The organism is Rhizorhapis suberifaciens, from assembly GCF_014200045.1.
GTDB classification, from domain to species: Bacteria; Pseudomonadota; Alphaproteobacteria; order Sphingomonadales; family Sphingomonadaceae; genus Rhizorhapis; species Rhizorhapis suberifaciens.
The window spans coordinates 1-21199 of the sequence record NZ_JACHOV010000019.1; the positions used below are offsets into that span (position 1 = coordinate 1).

The following is a 21199-nucleotide window of genomic DNA, read 5'->3' on the forward strand; positions in this document are numbered from 1 at the left end:
GTCCCGTTGCGCGACATCTGCTCGGCAGCGCCCAAGGCCGCAATCGAAATGCTGTTTCGCGGTGTTGCCCTGGAAGAGGGCCGCTTTGGCATTCGTTCGAACTGCGTCGCTCCGGGTTTCATTGATGCCGGACTGGGCCATGAATTGATCGCAAAGCCGGGGATCGAGGACTGGGTCGACGGCTTGCGCAAGATGCTGCCGATGAAGAAGTTCGGCGCGGCGGAGGACATTGCCGAGGCGGTTTTGTTCCTGCTGTCCGACAAGGCGAAGTACATAACCGGCCAGTCGCTTGCAGTCGATGGAGGCCTCCAACTCTAGCCTGACTCTGATCCCGCCCGTTGGCCGCGCGCCTTGGCCGCGCGCTCCTTGTTGGCCGCCGCCAAGGCAACCTTCAGTTCGTCCAGCGTAAGTTCCGTGCAATAGGCCGGAGTGCCCGGCTGCTGCCGCCAGGAATCCGCCATCGAACCGGTGGCCTCATTCCGGCGAAAGCCGGAATCTCCCAAGGCTCGGCACAGCAAGGATTTGGGAGACCCCGGCTTTCGCCGGGGCGGAGAGCGTCTCGGCCAGCGATTGTTCAATACCGTTATGTCTAGGGCGGCGGAGAACCTACTGCCTCATAGGTCATGCGCTCGAATAGCGGCAGAGCCTCCCGGTGTGCGACGCCGCGTCCTCCGGCGAGCACCGCGCCGGAATTGGGCGTGAGCGGATAGGCCTGCTGGATCATGTAGACCATCGTCAGGTCTTCCGCGGGGTCGTTCTGCCACCAGGTACCCCAGGCGCCGGGCCAGCCATACGAGCCGACACTGCCGTTAGAGATGTTGGTCTTCCTCCGCTCCTCGACGATCGCGACCCCGAGCCCGAAGCCCATGCCCTGCCAAAGCGGCAAGCCGATAAACGGGAACTGGCGCTGGGCAGTGGTCAGCCGGTTAGTGGCCATGTCGCGCACCGTTTCTGGTTTTAGCAGGCGCACGCGACCGAGCCCGCCGCCGCCCATCAGCATCCGTGCAAACGCCATATAATCGTCGGCTGACGAGACGAGACCTCCCGCGCCAAGGAGGACGGCTGGAGGGTGAGTGACGTCACCGGTGAGGATAGCACTATCGGGGACTTTACCAAGGGCGCCCGTCTTCTCATCGAACTGGTAGAGTGATGCGAGGCGATTCTGCTTTACAGGCGGAACCCAGAAGTCCGTATCCTTCATCCCGAGCGGAGCGAAGATGCGAGCCTGCAGCACATCCTGTAACGTCTTGCCCTCGACACGTTCGATCAGAAAACCGAGCACATCGGTCGCGACGCCATATTGCATCCGCTCTCCAGGCTGATCGAGCAGCGGCAACGTGCCCAGCGCCGCGAGCCATTCATCCGTCGTCCCGAATGAACGCCCACGCCCGATTGCCGCTTCGTACGCCTGCGATATCGGGCCGGTCAGAATGAAGGGCAAGCCCAGACCTGCTCTGTGGGTCAGCAGATCCTCGACCGTAATGTCCCGATGGGCGAGAACCGTGTCTTCGATTGGGCCGTCCGCCTTGCGGAGCACCCGGCGGTTCGCGAGTTCAGGAATCCACTTCGTGATTGGGTCGGACAGCTTGAGCTTGCCCTCATCCATCAACATCAGCACCGCGGCCGAGGTGACCGGCTTGGTCATCGACGCGAGGCGGAACAAGGTGTCGCGCTGCATTGGGGCGCGCGTCTCAAGGTCCCTCCAGCCGAGCGCATTGACTTGGACGATCCGTCCACGATGGCAGGTCATGGTGACAACACCCGCCAGAATGCCGCGATCAATATAGGACTGCAGTGCTGACGGGATCGCGGCCATTTTGGCCAAGTCCAAACGGGATTGCGCTGGCTTCGCAAACGCCGGCAGCGCTGCCGCGAGCGGCAACGCCGCAGCAGCGCCGACCATTTGCCGACGCGAAATTCTCTCGTCCATTCCAGTTTCCTTCGCAGAGGACGGTGACATTTTTCGGCCATCCTCGTCCCCCGTGGATACCAAAACCCGAAGGTATCCACAGGGTTCGATGGCGGACTAATGAACGAGGCGCGGTATCAGAAGCTATACTCGACGCGGAGGCCGTATGTACGCGGCAAACCGGCATTATAGGATGTGCCAAAAGGCACGAGCGTTTGCCGACGTGTGACATATTTCTTGTCGAACAGATTGTTCACGTAGAAGCCGACGCGGAGGTTCTCCCCGGGAGGGCTCACGTAACCCGATGCATTCGCGAGGAACAGCTCCCCAGCCCGATCGTACATCAAATTACCGCCGGCGCCGGGTTGGTAGTTGATCGAGGAGCGGTACGTCGCGAGACCCGAAAGCGACGCAGACCATGCTCCGACATCGAATTCGTAATTGGCGCTGAACGATCCTGACCATGTTGGAGCCTGCGGCGGCGCCGTGCCGGTAAGGTTTGTCACCAGGGGATCACAGGGGACCATTCCAGGCGTACCGGGAACAAAGCATGCGAGCCCTATGACGCCATCAAACGGCTTGTACCGCGGATGTTGCCACGCTCCGGTGAGCCCGAAGTTTAGCCCATCCATCGGAATAATCTGTGCCTCAACCTCGACACCGTAGTTTTCCAGGTCTGCATTCGAGGTGGTTGAGCCACCCTGAGTGACGTCACGGATCGTCTGTGCTTGCAGGCCCTTGTTCTTGAAATAGAACGCAGCCGCGTTCAGGCGAAGCCGGTTGTCCAGCATCGATTGCTTGATGCCAATCTCATGGCTGGCGATTTTTTCAGGCTGGACGACTGCAGGCGGTGACAGCTGCGAATCCGGGTAGCCGCCCGCCTTGAATCCGCGAGTGTAGCTGTAGTAGAGATTGGTCGGTCCATTATCCCAGGCCAGCACCAAACGCGGCGTGAACGCACGCTGCGCCGTGCTAAGATCCACACCCCAAGGGACGCCGAACGCCGCTCCCGTCATGCCGCGCTCGTCATATGTATAGCGCCCGCCAACTGTCACCTTGAGCTCGTCGGTAACTTTATAGTAGCCTTCCAGGAAGGCGGCGTAAGAATTTGTGCTCCCGACGTTCAGGAAACCATTGGTGGTGCTGTCATCGCGGACGCTGCCGCTTAGAAAAGCTGCCCTGAAATGCCGCTTGTCGTACAGATAGCTCACGCCAAACAGATATTCGAACCGGCCGCCCAGCGTCGATGTCACCTGAAGGTCCTGCGAGAATGTCTTGCCTCCGACATCCGCTCCGACATATTCGAACAGCGGCAGCGGAGTATTATCAGAATCGCCGGAGTTGTGGACCGTCTTCTGACGGCGGTATGTTGTCGTGCTCGACAACTGGAAGCTGTCGAGATCGAAGCTCATCTTGAGGGTGGCGCCGTAGAATTTAGTGTGGACAGGCGGCGCATAGGATTCATTTTGTTGTTCGTAGAAACCGATCGTGGGATCGATGGTGCCGGGCGGCGCGAGAACGCAGCCCAAGCAACTTTCATCGTAGCGGCCCACCGTGCCCGTCCGCGTCAAGGTATTGCGGAGGTCATAATATTCGCCTCCAAGAATGATGTCGGCGGTTCCGGGGGTCCAGCGCAGCTTTGCCCTGATGTTATAGTTTTTTTCCCAACCGTTGTCCTCGCCCGTGAACACGTTATGGATGAAACCACCATTATGTTTGTAGCCACCGGTAGCGCGCAAGGCAAGATCCTGGCCCAGCGGCACGTTGATCATGGCGTTCAACTGCTGATGATCGAGGTTGCCAATCTCACCGCGTACCCGTCCCTCGAACTTGTCCGTAGGATCGGCGCTGTTGATGATGATCACGCCGCCTGACGCATTGCGGCCATACAGCGTGCCCTGCGGACCGCGCAGCACCTGAATACTGCCGATATCGAAATTATCGAGGAATTCATTCGCGGTTATGGTGTTCGTAAGATACGCGCCATCCTCATAAATCGCGACCGGGCTTTCCAGGCCTGCCGCCGTAAAAGCCACACCAAGCCCGCGAATATTGGGCGAAAAGAAGCCGGCACTGACGGTGAAATTGGCACCAGGAGTAATCGCGGCGATGTCGGCGGCTTTGGCGAGTCCCAGATTCTGTGCGGTCTCGGCCGTTACCGCAGTCACCGCGAGCGGCGTGTCCTGCAAATTTTCGGATCTGCGCTGAGCGGTGACGATGATCTCGACGGCGCCATTGCTGGCCGCGTCCTCCGGGGCTGACGTCGCGGGCGGCGCGCCGGCGGGCGTCTGTGCGTAGCTCGCCGAAGCGAGCAGCCCTCCAAGCGCAATTGCTACCGGTCCTAACTTTCTCATGATAATCCTCCCTTTGCTTTCTGCCGTGTTAATTCTGATTTTTTATAATGGCAGCCTGCCGCTGCCGAAGATGAGAAACTTCCCTGGGGAAGAAGTCCCTATCCTGGTTCAGCGCGCACGCACCAACGTTCTAGTCAATCTCATTGTCTTGATAAGCCAATTATCACCCTTTTTCTCGTAGGTTTCATGATAGTGCCCCATACCATTCATATATCTCATCGGCTGGCCCTCTGAGAAGTAAACCTCGTCCTCGAAAGGCCATATGGCCTTCGCCGTCGTTCCGGTCAGGATCTCGATCGTCGGATTGAAGAGCTTGTGCACGAGGAGGTTGTGTTCTGCCATTCCCCGCGCGACTTCTACAATATTCTTCGCGCCTATGACGGGCCAAGCCACCCCATTTTCGACGGACTGGAGAAGTTCCAGGCTAAATTCGCTGCCTGTACGAACCCACTCGCCGGTCTTGGGGTGGCGCGCAGTCATGGCATTGGTTTCATCGAACACAGCATCATCGGTGAATAGCGCGCCAAAACCATCCCAGTCCTTCGTGTCCACGCAATAGGCATATTTGGCCTTGCATTGCCTGACCCCTTCAATGGCCAGCAGGCGATCTAAAGCATCCATTCATATCTCTCCTGGCCAAACACTTGCATATTATCGCTCACGATGGCCGGACATAGAGCCCGTCGCCCGCACTTCCAGCGCGTTACAGCATCGTTCGCTTGTCACCCACAGATGCGCGCACATTCATACCGTTAGACAAGATCATTACACCGACCATTGCGGCGGGGCATTGTAGCCGCGCTGCGGCATTTCGCGGCCACGGTTTATGGTCATATTGGTGAAACGCCAGCCTTCGCTGGTCCGCCGAAATTCGACTTTATAGATTGCGAGCGACCAGTGACCGTCATTGTCCTCGACCGGCCTCCCGTTCGGCCATTTCGACAGCGCAATCAGATGCCAATGTCCCCGGGCAACATCGCCATCTACATCGATCAGGGGGTTCATCACATTGTGCGAAACATAAGGGGTGGCCCGCAACGTATTGAAGAGCGCGCGGATCTTCTCCCGGCCTTCCGCCTTGCCGATCGTGCCGCAATCGTCCCAGACGCCCTCTTCAACGAACAGATCCGCAGAGGGACCCATGTGGCTCGGCCCCTGGCCTTCCCAGCCGCCGTCATTATAGTGGGCGTAGAGCGACATCAATCGCGCTATATCCTGGTGATCCTCGATTAGTCGCACCCGCTCCTCGATCGTCGTCGGCCGCTTGCCCTGGGGGCCGAAGGATGTTCCCGCGAACGGGTCTGTGGCATTAGCCATGATTAATTCTCTCCTTGTAAACTGCTTGGATCGAGCGATAGGTCGAAGGCTGTCTCAGCCCTGTCGAACCCTCGCGGCTATCATTGCGCCGTCAGCCCCCCATCGACAACAAGAGCGGTGCCGTTGCAGAAAGCCGCATCGTCCGAGGCGAGGAAGGCGATCGCTGCCGCCATATCCGAAGGGTCCCCTAATCGCCCCGCCGGTATGAGCGCCTTGATTTGCGCGGTCTGGGCCTCAGGATCGTCCAGCGAATCGCCGAGCATTGCGGTTTTGGTCCAGCCAGGGTGCACCGAATTCACACGAATTCCATGTTTCGCGTTTTCGATCGCCAGCACCTTGGTCAGCATCAGGACCGCGCCTTTGCTGGCGCAATATGCGCCACCATATTCTCCGGCCACGAGCGAGGCGGTTGACGCCACGTTGACGATCGCGCCTACCCGTCCGGACGATTGCCACTCACGCGTCGCAATCCGGCACCCCAGAAAGGCCGTGGTGCCATTGACGTCAAGCTGGCGACGCCAGTCGGACAGTTCCATGTCAACGATGTGGGCCTGCACGGCGATGGCCGCATTGTTCACCAATATGTCCAGCGGTCCCAATTCACCGCGCGTGGTGGCAAGCACATTTTCCCATGACGCTTCGTCAATGGCGTCATGAGCAATCCCGATAGCGCGATAGCCTTCCTGCCGCAGTTCGGCAGCCCGTTCCTCCACGGCTGCATGATTGATGTCGGTCAGCGTGACCAGTGCGCCCTCTTCGGCCAGGCGCTTCGCCGTAGCAAAGCCAATCCCGATCGGAGAAGCCGCGCCCGTCACGATCGCCACCTTGTCCCGCAAACCTCTCATAATCACTCCCGCTGCTGAAATTCGTTTCCGCTAAACCGTCTCGCTGGACCGCTTGATGAACTCACGCGGAGCATAAAGGACAACCTTGTGCGACTTGAACAACCACTTTCCATCAACCCGGGCATAAGTGTCGTCCAGATAGCTATGAACTTTCACGACAGTTCCGTCATGCAATCCGCCCTCGAAGAAGCAGTTGAAGAAACCTTTTGCCTCATCGTCGCTCTGTTCTGTTATGACATGGCCGGTTGTGTAATGGGCCAGGAACGTCATGGCGACATCTACCTGTTCCTTGAAAAAGGCCCTGATCTGCTCCCTGCCTTCGGACCGCGGGCCGCCGACTGCGGTTTCATCGAACACGCCGTCTTCCGTGAAGCACTCGGCCGCCTCGTCCCACATCCGCCGGTCTTCATAAGCCGAAAACCGGCTTACCAAATCCCGGATTTCCTCGCGATTCATGAGACGTTGCAATTTTTCATCCATGCCAAGTTTTCATCCATACCACCATTGGGACCAGACAACGAAACGCCGCCGCCTCGCGCAACAAAAGGCTCCGCCTGACTCACCGGCTACGCGGTACCGAAAGCGGCGCGCAGAACCATCGGAAAACAACCACCGATCCTTGTTCCCCGGCCATGATCGACAAGCGCCCGCCGAGCTGTCAACTACAGACATTCAGACTTCGTCGGCTGTCTGCGAGATATTGTCACTGGTTCCTTTGCTGCTCAATCCAACGGTTCATCGCCCAAGGCTTTATGCAACTCCCGGTGGAAGTGATGAATGGCGCTCTCATTGCGGCCGAAGGTGAAATGCTCCTGGGCGCCGGAGTACACTGTCTCCTGTATACTATTTACGACCGGGCAATCCTCATCAATCACGACCTGATGGGTAAGATTGGCCCAATCACGAACCTCCTTCTCCATCGGAGTGCCCTCGAATTCGCCGCTCACAACGGTTCGCGATATCGTGACCGACTCACCCGGACTATTGCCCGGCAGGATCTGGTTCATGAACATGCGTTCGAGCGGCGGGCCATCACGCTCTTCCTCACCAGCAAACGCCTCGGTGCTTGCACATGTGTAGAATGTAGACGGAAAAATAGTAAAGCCGCTTTGCACATAGCGCTTCAGATCATCGATCGATGAAGGATCGCATTTCTCCTGAATGCCCAGCACTGGTGACACGATTTCACCATGGATGCCCTTGCTCTCAACCTTGATCACGCCGGGAATGACAAAACTTCCGAAGCTCTGGGCATGAAGGCTGGGGAAATGGTAGGTTTCGACATAGCCTTCATAGGCCAACTTCCAGTTCGCGGCGGGCACCTCCTTCAGGTTCACCACACGGAAGCGTTCAAGGCCAAATTTGGGCAAAAGGCTTGAGAGTTCCGGCCCAAGAAAGGCATCAAGATCAAGCGCCAGGCCCGGAGTCAAAATGGCCCAAATGAGGCCGTAGCGCTCCTCGACGGCCAGTTCGGTCAGTCCGTAATCGGCCTTGTCGACGTCCCCGAAGATACCCTCCCCGGGCAATCCTACGAGCCGTCCGTCCAACCCGTACGTCCAGGCATGATAGATGCAGGTGAAGCGCGGCTTCTTGCCTTGCCCTTCCTCGACGACCTTCGCACCGCGGTGGCGGCAGGCATTGATGAACAGCCGCGCCTCTCCGGATTTCTGACGCACCAGGAGCATTGGCACGCCAAGGCGAGTCAGCGACCAATAGCTGCCAGGCTCAGGCAGCTCACTCGACAATGCCAACACCATGGGCGTGGTTCGCAGCAACTGGACTTCCCGCTCCCAACGTTCGCGATCGGTATATTCGCTTACGGGAACCTTGAAGATATCGTGCGCGAGGGTGGGACTCTTTTGCGCGACCAAATCGACGAGTTCGTCATAGCGAGAGCGCAATTCGGAATGCTCGAAGCCTATCATTTCAACACCGCTCCTCTGGTATCTTTATTGCTGCTCACTTCGCGTCTGGCTCAGCACAGGGCGAAATCGTGACTTCCAGTGTCACCCGTGTCGCATAACAACGCGTCGCAAGTCAACAGTTTTTAGAACGATCGGCCATTATTCTTCATCGAGCTCCTGCTTCCTCAGAGTCGATGATTGCCAAAGAATAGCGACGGCGAAGCGGGGCCGGCGCCACGGGCCGCCTAGCGAGGTTGCTACCTGCGACAACACGACCGTTACCAAGTATACCGATCCTGATTACCTTGTGTTAGGCTTGGCATATCGGTTAATAGAAAGAATGTCCGCTCTTTTCTGGACTTGCGTTACAAACATTGGATTAGGTAGGTGCTGTCGACCGCAGGCGGCATGAAGGAGCTCAATGACCAAGACTGCAGCAGCGATATCGCGACGGGAAGAACGCACCATGCGGCGGCAAGCTCAGATCATCGACGCAGCCCGAACATGCGTTCTTGATGAAGGCTTCCACGCTGCGACTATCAGTCGCATCGCTGCTGCGGCAGCGATGAGCAAGGGGCACATCTACAAATATTATGAGAATAAAGATGCAATCATGATCGCTCTTATAGAGCGCCACATGCATGAATTCAATTCGCTCATAAGCCAAGTAGACCAATCGAAGGGCCGTAACGTCGACTCTCTCGTCGATTCATTTGTGAAGAAGCTTCCTGCAATTCTTGAAAGCGATCGCACATCCCTCTGGCTCGAGGTTCAGGCCGAAGCGGCGCGCAATCCGAGAGTCAAGGAAATGGCTGTGAAGTCCGCTAACTGTTTTCGCGATACAATTCGCAAGGTCATAGAGCCCGTGTTGGTAGGGGCCACCAAGGAAGAACTCGACTTTCGAGTTGAAATGCTGCTGGTATCAATGCATGGCCTTGGCCTGCATGCGACCGTCCATACTGGCGTCGGAGCCCTCGCAATTGCGGTTGAGTTCGCCTTCCGGGCCGTGCTCTCAACGACCCCGCAATCTGTGGTCGCGCGCAATGATAAGGCCGCATAGGGTAATGAGACCTGTGCGCGAGTGGGTGTAGGGCGCGGCAACACATTGTCTCCGTCAGTTGAGTGTTGCAATCCAAACTTACCGAAGTGCGTCGATGACCATCCGCGAAACTGACCGGCCGCTACAGAGCTTAATCGGTGGGCGCGCGTCCGATCAGCTTCGCTACCACCGGGAGCTACACTACCTCCCGGGACACAATCCTTGCCGCCGCATAACCTTTGCCGCCGCATAAAAAAAGGACGATCGTTCTATTGACACATTCCGCCTTCATGTGGATAGTGTGGCTCAGAGAGGGGCGGCGAGGAAGCGACGCAAGAGATCAATGGACTGGAGAGTGAGTATAACTTTCAGAGCTGCTGGAGAAAGTGGAAGCGTTCTCCGCGTTTTTGGAATGCGCCAAATTTCTTCACTGAAGAGTGCAGGGAATTTTTCGTGTTGCTGCCACATTCTCCGAAAAGCGTGAACGATTACTGATCTGGCGTGAGTTGGCCTCGTCAATCTTGTCCGAATCCGCTGGTCGGTATTCCTCCGGAGAGAAATGGGTATCGACCCGAAGGCGATACAAATGATCTGCGTGCGGCGACGGGTAGCGTGGCGCGCCAATGTAAACGGCGTAGTAATTTGACCGATGATCATAGAAATACATAGGAAAGGATACATGAATGCTGCCGTTCCAGGATAAGAATATTGTTGTTCTGGGCGCCTCCGCACGTGGCGGCACCGGCTGGGAAACCGCCAAGCTGGCCGCGGAGCAGGGTGCTCGCGTGACGGTTGGCGCGCGGGGATTGGATGGTGTCCAGGAACTTGCCGGTCTTATCGGCGGCCTCGCTGTGCGGTGCGATGCTGCGATCGAGGCGGAGGTGCAGGCGATGGCCGAGGCGGCTTTCGCCGCCAATGGCCCCATCGATGTCGCCATCATGGCCGCAGGCGTGCCCTTTGTCGGCATGATCGACGCCATCGACCCGGAGGATGTGCGGAAAGCCTTCGACATCAACTATTTTGGTCCATTCTTCTTCATCAAGCATATGGCGCGGCGCATGCGCGACGGCGGCGCGATGGCGGTGATCACTTCGACCGCGGCGTCGATGCCGGTCCCGGGCTATAGCAGTTATGGCTGCGCCAAGGCCGCGGCCCAGGTGCTGGTTGAACATGCTGCCCTTGAATATGCGCCGCGGGACATCCGGATAAATGCGGTGGAGGCAGGGCTCATCGATACGCCGATGTCGAAGATTCTGTTGGAACACGAAGTGGCCAGGAAAGTCCTGTTGAAGGAAATTCCGCTCGGTCGGCCGGTGTCACCGAGGCAGGTGGGGGCGGCCTGCCTGTGGCTGTGCCATCCGGACGCGGCCGTAACTGGTGATACGTTGAACGTTGACAACGGCAATCACCTGCGTCGGAACGTGCAGCCCGAAGAGCTGCCCTACGAAGTTATGGCTGCGAACGCCGACGCGTCGTCTAAAAAATGATTACCCATGGCTGGCAAGGGGACGAATATGGCGGGCAAGACTACGCACGTTACCGGGTCCTGCTGGCAGGGCTCGTCGGTGTTGAAGTCTTGGCGCAGCCTGAAGTCCGTCGGGCGAGCGCGGTGTAGGGGCTGAGTTGCGAAGGTTCTACCAGGACGACAAACTGGTGACTCGATACGCATGGGCAGTGGTCTACTTCCCGCAAGAGTACGGAGCCAAGTTCGGTGATCAGGGTAAATTTACGTTAGCCTCTTGCTTGATCGCTAGCGCGATTCGGTTGTGGCGTCTGCTCAAAAAGCAACTGGAGAATATCGTATGAACGAGATCGACAATATGCGCGGTGTTGACCAGGACGCTCAAACTTCTCCTTTGGCGACCGAACGGCAATATGAAATTGAAGCGACAGCGGGGGCAATTCTCAAAACACCCGAAATGCAAAAGGCGATGGAGGAGGCGCGCCAACTCCTGCTCAAATTGTCATGGGCAAATTCGGAGACTGCTCATCAGACTCTGCAAGAGGTTGTTTCCGAATGCGCCGGTTATGCACTGCTGTCCGCCGCGAGCACCGATTTTGAAAATCCCGGCCTTGTCTGGATCCAGACGCCTCGAAAGGAGTGGATGGGGCATTCGGTAACAGGATCGCGGTTCTGCTTCGATAATCCCGACAATATATATCGTTACGTGTTTATCGACGATGCATCGACCTATGTGCTTGATACCAAGCCCACAGGGCCGACCGGCAGGTTCAGCGTGGCGATCTATGTCGCACTGACGGGCGCCGAAGTGGAAAGCTGGGCCGTTTGGGAACGGACCGTGGATGCGGCGGACGAGGAACGCATAATTACGGACAGTGAGGGGGCATCGCGTATCACGATCGGGCCGGAAGACCCCAAGGACGGCAGCCTGCACCTGAAGTCACAGGGCGGCGTTTTCGTTATTATTCGAGAGGCGCTGAATGACTGGCATACGCAGCGGCCGCGCGCGATGTCCTTTCGCAAGGTTGCCGGACCGCCAAGTCGTGTGCTTACCTTTGATGATCGCGTCGCTATAGCTGCACGCTACATGATGTTCGGCGCCCAAACGATCGCTCAATTCGAACAACTATATGCATCGATCCCAGTCAATGATTTCGGTGCCGCACTTATGCGCGGTCACGCAACGAAGCCGTCTATGATCACGCAGGGCCGATACCATCTGGCAGATGACGAGGCGCTGATCGTGAACCTTCTTCCACAAGCGGCAGAGTATATGAGCTTCAGCGTGACGTCTCCCTGGCTGATCTCCCGTAATGCGCACAGCAAGGCGGGCAGCCGAACGGCGCGTCAATCGCATCAGAATGCCGACGGCACCTACACCTATATCGTGTCTCGTCGCGATCCGGGCGTGGCGAACTGGATGGATACCGACGGTTTGGTCGAAGGCTGCATGGCGATACGCTGGGAAGGGATGCATGCGCCGGTGGCGGATCCCAACGACGCTATCAAGGACACCAAGCTCGTCAAGTTGGACGCGGTCCGCTCCAAGCTTCCGGCCGATTTTCCATCTGTAGGGCCGGCGGAGCGATCAGCCGAACTGGCAAGCCGTCGACTTGATTATGGGTCGCGCTGCGGCATGGATTGCAAGTTCGCTGGCGATTGAGGACAGTATTCAGAGTCTTGGGGTTCAGCACTCCGTCAATGTTGGGCACCGGACTTTTCCAGCGCCCTTGGTCGCCAAAAGCAATTATCAAGGTTAGAGGAGCCTTCAATGGACACGGTTCAGTCGACATCAAAACTGTCTATGGAAAAATTGATCGCCGCCGCCTGCGCCGAGGACGGGCTGAACGATTTCGGTGACTTCGACCCCCGCGAAGGATTGGCGCGATTTCTGCAGGATATCAACGACAACGTCTTGTTGAATGAAGCCGGTATCGCAAGCATTTCCGCAATCATCCATCGCTGGTTGGTCAACGGACTGCGTTTTGCCCACGACCTGAAGAAGCACCCGGAAATTCTCGACGAACAAGTTGATGATCCGCTTATCATTTTGGGAATGACGCGCGTTGGTTCGACCAAGTTGCAGCGCCTGCTCGCAGCCGACCCCGACACGTTGAGCATCAGGCATTGGGAATCGATGAATCCTTCGCGCATACCGAATGCGGTGGCAGGCGAAGAAGATCCCCGCATCGGGATCGATCGTGAGATCGTCGACGCCATGATCAAAAACAATCTCGGCCTGATGCAGTCCCATTCAGTGAAGATTGATGATGCCGAGGAAGATATTTTCGTGCAATTGCCCACCTTCAAGACGGTGGGACATAGCTGGGTGGTGCCAGTTCCCAATTATTACGATTGGGTAAGGTCACAGTCGCTGCACGGATCTTATGTATACCTGAAGCAGATGCTGCAATATCTGCAATGGCAGCATGGCGGGCGCCAGGGCGAGAATGGCGACCGTCAGTGGGTATTGAAAACCCCGCCGCACATCGGAAACATGGATCTGCTGGTCGATGTGTTTCCCAATGCCAAATATGTCTTCATGCATCGCGACGTTCACGAAGTCATCGCATCGACGTGCCGCCTGATTGAAATGCTGTTTCGGACGTGCATGGACGTAATCGATATGCATGCCGTAGGCGCATATGTGCTTCGAATTTGGTCGGCGGAAATGGAGCGGCACCTGCAGCAACTTGACGCTCTCGGCTCGCAAATCGATCTCCTTGATGTCCAATACGACCGTCTCAGGAAGGACACGTTTGGCGTGGTCCGCGACGTTTATCAGCTGACAGGCCGTGATTTAACGCCGCGTCGCGAACAAGCGATGCGTGTCTGGGAGGCAAACGACTCTCATGGTGAATTCGGCAGCTATAGCTACAGTTTGGAGCAATATGGCCTGACATCGGCAGATGTCGACGCTGCCTTCGCTGAATATAACCGTCGATACTTTGCATAAATGATAGATATCCGGCGGAGCGCTCATAAACGTGCTCGTGCAAGACGCCGTGTCAGAAAGAGAGAAAATGGACTATCGAGTTATGCATAGCGATGGGCCAACAGATCATTGCACTGGCGGCGTGGGCGCCGGTCATCTACAGAGCAACGCAAGATAGGGAGGACCTGATGTCGGGCAAGTTAACCTTTGGATACCTCTATGACTTCCGCAATCCGCCGCAGTGGCACCGGCCGTGGACCGAGCTGTACCAAGAGATAATCGATGTCGCCGCCTGGAGCGAGCAAGTCGGTTTCGGGGGCGCCTGGGTACCCGAGCATCACCTTTCCAGCGACGGCTATCTGCCTTCGCCGCTTGCCACGATTTCGGCGATGGCGGCGCGCACCAAGCGCATCAGCCTTGGGACATGGATCGCGCTGGCTCCGCTGTACCATCCGACACGCTTTGCCTCGGATTGCGCGGTGCTCGACATCATCTGCGACGGCCGGCTCGATATCGGCCTCGGTATCGGCTACCGGCCAGAAGAATATGCGGCGATGGGCGTCGAATTCACCAAGCGTGGCCGCCTGTTCGATGAATGGCTGGAGATTGTCACCCGGCTTTGGGCGGGCGAAACGGTCGATTATGCAGGGCAGCATTATCAGCTGGACGGTGTCCGGATAATGCCGTCGGCCCCGCGTGGCCGTATCCCGCTTTACATCGGCGGCTTCGCTCCCAAGGCCATCGACCGGGTCCTGACCTATGGCGACGGCTATGTCGGGACCACCGACGGAGCTGACATCTATGTCAATAAGCTGCGCGAGCAAGGGAAGGATGTGAGCGAGGGCAAGGTACGCCTCGGGGATTTCTTTACCGTCGTGGCCCGCGACCCGGAACAGGCGATGGAGGAGCTGGCGCCCCATTTCCACCACGTCAACAATACCTATGCCGAATGGGGTGGCGAGGGCATGGATCTGATGAGCCTCGAAGAGTTCAAGGCGAGCGGCAGGATACAGATCCTGACCCCCGACGCCGCAGTCGCAAAATACAAGGCGTTGCAGGAACGCATGCCGCTCGACCATGTGTCGATGATGATGCCGCCGGGTCTTCGCGCCGAGCGTTTCATGTCCTACGCGCAGCTGTTTGCAGACGAAGTGTTGCCGGCGTTCACCTGATCGGGGAGGCCGCGCTTGTATTACGCTATGAAGTGAATTAGTAGATCGGCCCATTCGGCAGTGACCGGTTTCGCCATACCTCTGGGCAGGTAAAACTCGGACGCCCCCTCGGCCTTCGGCCAATTTTCGAATTCTATGAAGCGGCCTCACGCCGCCCAGCCCTACAGGAGAAAGTGGATGAATCTCGGCAAACTTGCGATTTGGGCCAGTGTCAATGGACCGATAAGCTTTTTCGAGGACGAAAAATCTGGCGAATTGGGGCCGGCGACGGCCGAGCGCCTCGCTCGTTTCGCTCGCCGTGTCGAGGAACTTGGCTATGACTCGATCTGGATGCCGGACGCCTTCGGGCGCGATCCCTTGATCGCGTCAGCCTGGTTGCTGGCCAACACGAGCAGGCTGAAAGTGGCGACGGGAATCATCAGCATCTATTCGCGCGATCCGATCGCCATGCGTGCGGGAGCCGATGCGCTTAACGAGCAATGGGGCGGGCGCTTCATCCTGGGCCTGGGCGTTTCCCATCGCGAGACCGTGGAAGGCATGCGCGGGCATCAATATGAAAAGCCAGTCCCCGCGATGCGCGCCTATCTGGAGGCGATCGCCAAGGCGCCTTATTATGCCGTGCCGCCGGCCGAGCCGACCACGATCGTGCTGGCTGGCCTGCGCGAGAAGATGATCGAACTGAGCGGAGAGAAAACGCAGGGCGCACACAGCTATCTCGTGACGCCTGAACATACCGCGCAGGCCCGCGCGATCCTGGGCCCCGACAAACTGCTCTGCGTCGAGCAACCGATGGTCCTCGAGGCCGACCCTGTAAAAGCGCGGGTGATCGCTCGCGGCGAGGTCGAATTTTATCTCACCCTGCCCAACTATCGGAATTCGTGGAAGGCGCTCGGCTTTACCGACCAGGATCTTGCCGATCGCGGATCGGATCGCTTCGTCGACGCGCTCGTCGGCTGGGGCGACGAGGCTGCCCTGCGCAAGCGCATCGACGAACATCTGAGTGCGGGTGCCACCCAGGTCTGCATAAAGCCGCTGGCGCCGGACGGCGGCACCGACATGCGCATCATCGAATCGCTCGCGCCCGGCGTCTGATCGGCGTCGGCCAACGGTATAATTAAACCTGGAGTAAGCCCTGTGCGTGCAGTTACCGCCGATTTCGTCAATAGATCCGATTCGCCCCGTATTTCGGAAATAGACCAGCCAACGATATCCGACGACGATGTCCTGGTGCAGATTTCCTATGCGGGGATGAATGCAGCCGACTGGCAATATTCGCAGGGCATGGTGAAGACCATCCCCGCCGCCGATCTCAATATCATGGGATTCGAAGCCGCGGGCGTGGTGGCGAGCGTGGGACGAAATGTCACGGGCTTCCGTGAAGGCGATCGCATCATGTTCGCGCGGACCCGCACGACCGGGGAATCGGGGACTTTTGCCGAATATGTCGCTGTCCCCGCCAATCTGGCGTGTCGCGTTCCAGACTGGATGTCGATGACCGAAGCCGCGGCGACGCCCATTTGCTTCCTCACTTCCTACATCGCACTGTTCGCCGATGATCTGGGCAATGCGAAGCCGGGCCAGAAGGTGTTGATACATGGCGGCTCCGGCGGCGTGGGCAGCTTCGCCATTCAGCTCGCGAAATATGGCGGCCTTTCGGTCGCCGCGACCGGCAGGGCAGCCAATCGGGACTATATGATCGAGATGGGGGCCGACCTCGCCATCGACTACACCGACCAAGAAAAAGGCATTGTGGCCCAGACGCGCGAATGGGCTCCGGGCGGCGTCGATATCGTGTTCGATGCCGTGCGGCAAAATACTCTGCCCGACGCGCTGGAGGCCTTGAAGCCGGGCGGAACACTGGTCAGCATAGCGACCACGCTCGACACGAGCAATCTGGAAGAGCAGATGCGTGCATCGCATGCGCGCGGCTTTCGCCACGTGATGTGTTTCGCCCACTGGCCGGACCGGCTCGAGAAACTGCCGATAGTAAATATTCTGGAGTGTCAGGGCATTCGCATTCCTCCGGTCGAGGTGGTGGAGCTCGCCGATCTTCAGTCCGCGATAGGGCGGTTGAAGAGCGGACATACCCGGGGCAAACTCGTGTTGAAGATGGCAGGCGAATGACTTTGGCGGCGTGATAAGGCCGTTCCCGTCAATGTTCGGCTTACAAGGACTATGCGGCTATTGCCTTCGCATACCAGCGGCGCCTTTGTTGGAACGCTGGAACATCACAAAGGCTGACCGTGGCGCAGCTTGCCAATAGCCCTACGCCCAGTTGCCCGACCTTTGGCAAGAGCGCGATGGCGACTGCCGCGGGGCAGGGCCGTAGGGGCGCCGTCGCGTTGCGCCTGGCGGTGCGGGTGCGAATATTGCCGTATGCACTCCTCGGCCGGACCCAGGCGAGGCGGTAGCGGAAGAAATCCGCGCCACCGGTGGAAAGACCTCTCGGTCACCAATGAGGTGACCGACCTGTAGCAGATCGAACCTGCGCTGGACAGGGCGTTCCAGACATTCGGTGGAGTGGACATCCTCGCCAACGTCGCTGGCGGGATGCACCCCTTCATCCCCAACGCAACTCTAGACTAAAGCTATCCGCTGTATTACTTCCCCGGGAGGATTGCGGATAGGTCCTCGATTCCGTCTCGGTCACCGATGATGACGGGTGGTTTTCCGTCTTCGCGCTGCGTTTCGTCTTCGCGAACCACGTTGAGTACCACGCGGTCGGCCCCGGCCTTTCCAAACTCCTCGACCCGTGCGAGAATGTCGGCATTGCTGCCCCACGCGGTCAGGGCGTCGATCAGCCGGTCGCTATTGCCGTTGCTCCAGTCGGCTTCCTCGAACCCGCATTTCGCGAAGGCTGCCTGATAATAGGGCAAGGCGATATACATGGCGAGATAGGCGCGGGCGACGGCGCGCGCCTTTTCGGGGTCGGTGGTCAGCACGCAAAGAATCTGCGCCGTTATGTTGAAGTCGGGTCCTACGCGTTCCCTTGCATCCGTGATGATGCCGGTGGGCATCATCCACGTCACCATGCCTTGCGCATGCTTGACCGCAAGCTTTTGCAGGCCGGGCGCGTGAGCGGCGATACAGAGCGGGGCCATCTGCTTCGGCTTGGGGCTGAGCAGCTGGACTTCCGCCATGTCTTCCAGATAGGCGGTCATCTTGGGCAGCGGCTGCACCCATTCGCCCTTGCGCTTGGCGATCACGAAGGGGTTGGAGGCGCCAAGCCCCATGATGAACCGCCCGGGATAGAATTCCGATAGCGCCTCACGCGTCTGCTCCGCGCCCATCGCATCGCGGCTGTAGACTGTCGCAACGCCGGTGGCCACTTTCAAGGTGCTGGTCTTTGAAAGCATGTAGCCGCATGTATGAAACGGGTCGCGGCCGAACGCGTCGAGCAGCCAAACGCTTTCATAGCCGAGTCTCTCGATTTTTACCGCGATCTCGGCAAGCTGTTGGGCGGGCAGCGAAAGAGTCGTGCGATCAATGGTAAGACCTATCTGTGGCATAATAACTCCATCTGCAAATGAGGATTGACGTATGAATTCATCGCGAAACTGGCCCGCAGCCTAGGCCTGACTAAGGGACGGATCCCGCCTGCTCCTTAAAGCCGGTTCCGACCGATGCGAGGAACGATCGAAACGCCGTAAAGCACTCGTCGAACCGCTCGAAATAAAGCTCGTGCCCGCTCCCGTCGATGATTTCCATTCTGGAACCGCGCATCAGCTGATGCATCTGCTTCTGATGCTCCAGCGGCGCCGTATGGCTATTGCCGGGCGCCAGGATCAGCGTCGGCGCGGCGATGTTCGGGACCACCGGCGCCAAGTCTATATTCGGGAAGAGCCGCGCAAGTGCCGCAAGGCTTGCGGGGCGGTTCTTGCGCCACTCGCTGGCCATCCATTGCTCGTGCCCGGGACTGACCGGCACCAGGCCGCGGCCCTTGACCAACATCTCCACGAACTCGTCGATCGGCGTGCTTTCAATCTTCGCCGCCAGATCATCATAGCCATATTTGTCCGAGCCGCGAGTCGGATCGGAGAGCGGCGTCGACATCAAGGTGAGCGATCGGATTCTTTCGGGATATTTGGCGGCGAATGCAGCGCCGAGCACGCCCCCGGCGGACTCGCCGATATAATGCACTTTCGCCACGCCGAGTTCGTCGAGGAAACCCCGCATGTCCTCGATCAGATTATCGACGGTCCAATCGGACGCCGGAGTGTCGTCCGACTGGCCATGGCCACGCATGTCCCTGCGCAGCACGCGATAGTCCCGGGCAAGGCCAGGGACCCAATGATAGAAAAATTTGGAGCTCCTGCCCCATCCATGCTGGATGAAAACGACTTCCGGCTCTTCCCAGGGATCCGTGAAATCGTCGTCGCGGTAATAGAAGTTGAGCTTATTAACAGTTACATAAGGCATTATCTGTCTTTCATCTCGCTTGCTATTACGACCAGCATGGTTGGAGTTGAGAGTTATAGTTACTTTGTGGTTAGAACCTGACGGTCACCTCTCCACCAAAGGTGCGCGCGGCGCCCCAGGTGGTCTCCCTCTGGAACGTAAACCCATCGAAGAAGCCGGACGTCCGGTAATTGGTGTTGCCGATATTCTTGATGAAGGCGCGAAGGACATATTTCTCATTGCCGGGCGTAAAGGTCGCATAGGCGTTCTGAATATTATAGGCTTTCTGATCCAAAATAGGATCGTTGAACTCCGAGAAGCGGAGCTTGCCGCTCCAGTAGGACTCTCCGCGCAACAGCAATTCTCCGCCTGCAACGTCCGCGCTATATTCAAGACCGATGCTGACGCTGTACGGCGGCGCCCGGTTCAGCCAATTGCCGGCCAGATCCTTGTTGCGGGTCGGGTCAGTCTCCGGACGCGTGTCAAAGGGGGCGGCGGGGTTGGCGGGGTTGGGGGCGGCGCAAGATCCAACAAAGTCGGCCGGGCTGCAGTTGATGTAGTCGGTATATTTGGCGCTCTCGACCATGGCCGAACCGTCCAGCTTCAGGCGATCGGTGATGGAGGCGTCGAAGCTGGCCTCGATCCCCTTGATCCTGGCCGCCGCGGCGTTTTGCACCGCGAAGCCGCCCGCCGTTCCCAGCGTCTTTTGCACCTGGATATTCTTGTAATCATACCAGAAGCCGGCGATGTTGATGTGTATCCGGTTGTCGGCAAAGCTGGTCTTGATGCCGGCCTCGCCGCCCTCAATGGTTTCCGGCTTGAAGGTGTCGCCGCACGTCCCGGAACCGATGCCGCCGGACTTGAAGCCCTTTTGGTAGGTGGCATAGGTCTTGACCTGATCGGACAGGTCGAACTGGACGCCTGCACGTGGCGTCCATGCCTCGAACTCCAGGTCTCTCTCGACGTTACTGCATTGACCCCGGACGTTCAGGTTGGCCTTCTTCTTGTCGTTGTTGAAACGGATGCCGGCCAGCAGCCTCAACCTGTCGGTCACGGAAAAAGTATGGTCGGTGAAGAACGCCAGCGACTTGGCCTTTTGCGAAAAATTGGCCTGGTATACGTCGGAGTTAGGCGGGAAGAACGGAACGAACAGACTGCTGAAAACATTGGTTTGCTGGGTATATTCATCGTTGAAGTAGAACATGCCGAATATGGACTTCAGCCGTCCGTCGAACGTGTCGGTGTTCAGGTTGAATTCCTGCGAATAGGTGCGGGAATGACCTGAGCTTGGGATTTCGTTCGCGATCGCGCCGCTCGCATCATAATCGACGGCCATGAAGTTGCGATATTTCTGATATCCTGAAATGGATTTCAACTGGACATCATCGCTGACATCCCAGGTGATCGTCCCGGTCGCGGTATATTGTTTCGTATTGTTTGCGGCGTCCAGGCTGGAATAGACCTTATGGGGGCTATAGCTTTGCGGCACCAGGAAGGCTGCGCGGCCCGGATCGAGCGAAGGCGCAAGCGCCGTCGGCGCGTAGTTGGCGCGGGTGTGCGAATAGGTTCCTTCGACCTCGATGTGCAGTGTTTCAGTTGGGTCGAAGGCCAGCACGCCACGCAGGGCCGCCACTTTGCGACCGCCGAAATGCTTGTCGGGCGCGCCTGCCAGCAAATTCTTGACGTCGCCATCGATATTATCCCACAGGCCCGTGATCCGGAAGCCGACCTTCTCGTTGATCGGGCCCGAAATGAAGCCGCGAACACCATAGGCGTTGCGATTGCCTACATTGCCGGTGAATTCGGCCTCCATCTCGTTCGACGGACCCTTCATGATATAATTGACGACGCCACCCGTCGCGTT

At 58.1% G+C, this 21199-nt stretch carries 19 protein-coding genes; 8 read left to right on the forward strand and 11 right to left on the reverse strand.

Annotated elements, in window-relative coordinates; all coding sequences use genetic code 11:
- A partial coding sequence (locus tag HNQ99_RS15710) for an SDR family NAD(P)-dependent oxidoreductase (protein WP_184477386.1) occupies positions 1-318 on the forward strand: 318 nt, incomplete at its 5' end.
- On the opposite strand, the gene HNQ99_RS15715 is transcribed toward HNQ99_RS15710, so the two are convergent.
- From HNQ99_RS15715 to HNQ99_RS15750, 8 genes are all read right to left on the reverse strand, one after another.
- Positions 315-461 (reverse strand): hypothetical protein, encoded by a 147-nt coding sequence (locus tag HNQ99_RS15715; RefSeq protein WP_184477422.1) that lies wholly within the window; start codon positions 459-461, stop codon positions 315-317. The genes HNQ99_RS15710 and HNQ99_RS15715 overlap by 4 nt on opposite strands.
- A 128-nt stretch (positions 462-589) precedes the next feature.
- The gene (locus HNQ99_RS15720) at positions 590-1930 is read right to left on the reverse strand and encodes a serine hydrolase domain-containing protein (protein ID WP_221232731.1); all 1341 of its coding nucleotides are present in this window, start codon (positions 1928-1930) and stop codon (positions 590-592) included.
- 116 nt (positions 1931-2046) lie between these two features.
- Positions 2047-4263 (reverse strand): TonB-dependent receptor, encoded by a 2217-nt coding sequence (locus HNQ99_RS15725; RefSeq protein ID WP_184477388.1) that lies wholly within the window; start codon positions 4261-4263, stop codon positions 2047-2049.
- A 108-nt stretch (positions 4264-4371) separates the two neighbouring features.
- Positions 4372-4884 (reverse strand): nuclear transport factor 2 family protein, encoded by a 513-nt coding sequence (locus HNQ99_RS15730; protein ID WP_184477390.1) that lies wholly within the window; start codon positions 4882-4884, stop codon positions 4372-4374.
- A 144-nt stretch (positions 4885-5028) separates the two neighbouring features.
- Positions 5029-5580, reverse strand: coding sequence for a nuclear transport factor 2 family protein (locus tag HNQ99_RS15735; RefSeq protein WP_184477392.1), 552 nt, complete (start codon positions 5578-5580; stop codon positions 5029-5031).
- An 80-nt stretch (positions 5581-5660) separates the two neighbouring features.
- Positions 5661-6425, reverse strand: a complete 765-nt coding sequence (locus HNQ99_RS15740; protein ID WP_184477394.1) for an SDR family NAD(P)-dependent oxidoreductase — start codon at positions 6423-6425, stop codon at positions 5661-5663.
- Between the two features lie 30 nt (positions 6426-6455).
- The gene (locus HNQ99_RS15745; protein ID WP_184477396.1) at positions 6456-6905 is read right to left on the reverse strand and encodes a nuclear transport factor 2 family protein; all 450 of its coding nucleotides are present in this window, start codon (positions 6903-6905) and stop codon (positions 6456-6458) included.
- 242 nt (positions 6906-7147) lie between these two features.
- A complete protein-coding gene (locus HNQ99_RS15750) occupies positions 7148-8350 on the reverse strand; it encodes an aromatic ring-hydroxylating oxygenase subunit alpha (RefSeq protein WP_184477398.1) in 1203 nt (400 codons plus the stop codon).
- Between the two features lie 400 nt (positions 8351-8750).
- Here HNQ99_RS15750 and HNQ99_RS15755 point away from each other — a divergent pair, with 400 nt between their 5' ends.
- From HNQ99_RS15755 to HNQ99_RS15785, 7 genes are all read left to right on the forward strand, one after another.
- Entirely contained in the window at positions 8751-9389 is a 639-nt protein-coding gene (locus HNQ99_RS15755; protein ID WP_184477400.1) for a TetR/AcrR family transcriptional regulator, read from the forward strand.
- A gap of 662 nt (positions 9390-10051) precedes the next feature.
- Positions 10052-10855 carry an SDR family NAD(P)-dependent oxidoreductase gene (locus tag HNQ99_RS15760; RefSeq protein ID WP_184477402.1) on the forward strand — a complete coding sequence of 268 codons (804 nt, stop codon included), beginning with the start codon at positions 10052-10054 and terminating at the stop codon, positions 10853-10855.
- Between the two features lie 315 nt (positions 10856-11170).
- Complete coding sequence (locus tag HNQ99_RS15765; protein WP_184477404.1) at positions 11171-12493, forward strand: hypothetical protein; 1323 nt, start codon at positions 11171-11173, stop codon at positions 12491-12493.
- Positions 12494-12643: 150 nt separating this feature from the next.
- Positions 12644-13786, forward strand: coding sequence for a sulfotransferase family protein (locus HNQ99_RS15770; protein ID WP_184477406.1), 1143 nt, complete (start codon positions 12644-12646; stop codon positions 13784-13786).
- 167 nt (positions 13787-13953) lie between these two features.
- Positions 13954-14937, forward strand: coding sequence for an LLM class flavin-dependent oxidoreductase (locus HNQ99_RS15775; RefSeq protein ID WP_184477408.1), 984 nt, complete (start codon positions 13954-13956; stop codon positions 14935-14937).
- A gap of 177 nt (positions 14938-15114) precedes the next feature.
- Positions 15115-16029, forward strand: coding sequence for a TIGR03620 family F420-dependent LLM class oxidoreductase (locus HNQ99_RS15780; protein ID WP_184477410.1), 915 nt, complete (start codon positions 15115-15117; stop codon positions 16027-16029).
- A gap of 42 nt (positions 16030-16071) precedes the next feature.
- On the forward strand, positions 16072-17061 hold the full coding sequence (locus HNQ99_RS15785) for an NADP-dependent oxidoreductase (RefSeq protein WP_184477412.1): 990 nt from the start codon (positions 16072-16074) through the stop codon (positions 17059-17061).
- Positions 17062-17537: 476 nt separating this feature from the next.
- Here HNQ99_RS15785 and HNQ99_RS15790 read toward each other — a convergent pair whose 3' ends face one another.
- From HNQ99_RS15790 to HNQ99_RS15800, 3 genes are all read right to left on the reverse strand, one after another.
- Entirely contained in the window at positions 17538-18446 is a 909-nt protein-coding gene (locus tag HNQ99_RS15790) for an LLM class flavin-dependent oxidoreductase (protein ID WP_184477414.1), read from the reverse strand.
- A 70-nt stretch (positions 18447-18516) separates the two neighbouring features.
- Positions 18517-19356 (reverse strand): alpha/beta fold hydrolase, encoded by an 840-nt coding sequence (locus HNQ99_RS15795; RefSeq protein ID WP_184477416.1) that lies wholly within the window; start codon positions 19354-19356, stop codon positions 18517-18519.
- 70 nt (positions 19357-19426) lie between these two features.
- Positions 19427-21199 (reverse strand): TonB-dependent receptor (locus HNQ99_RS15800; RefSeq protein WP_184477418.1); only part of this gene is annotated, 1773 nt, incomplete at its 5' end.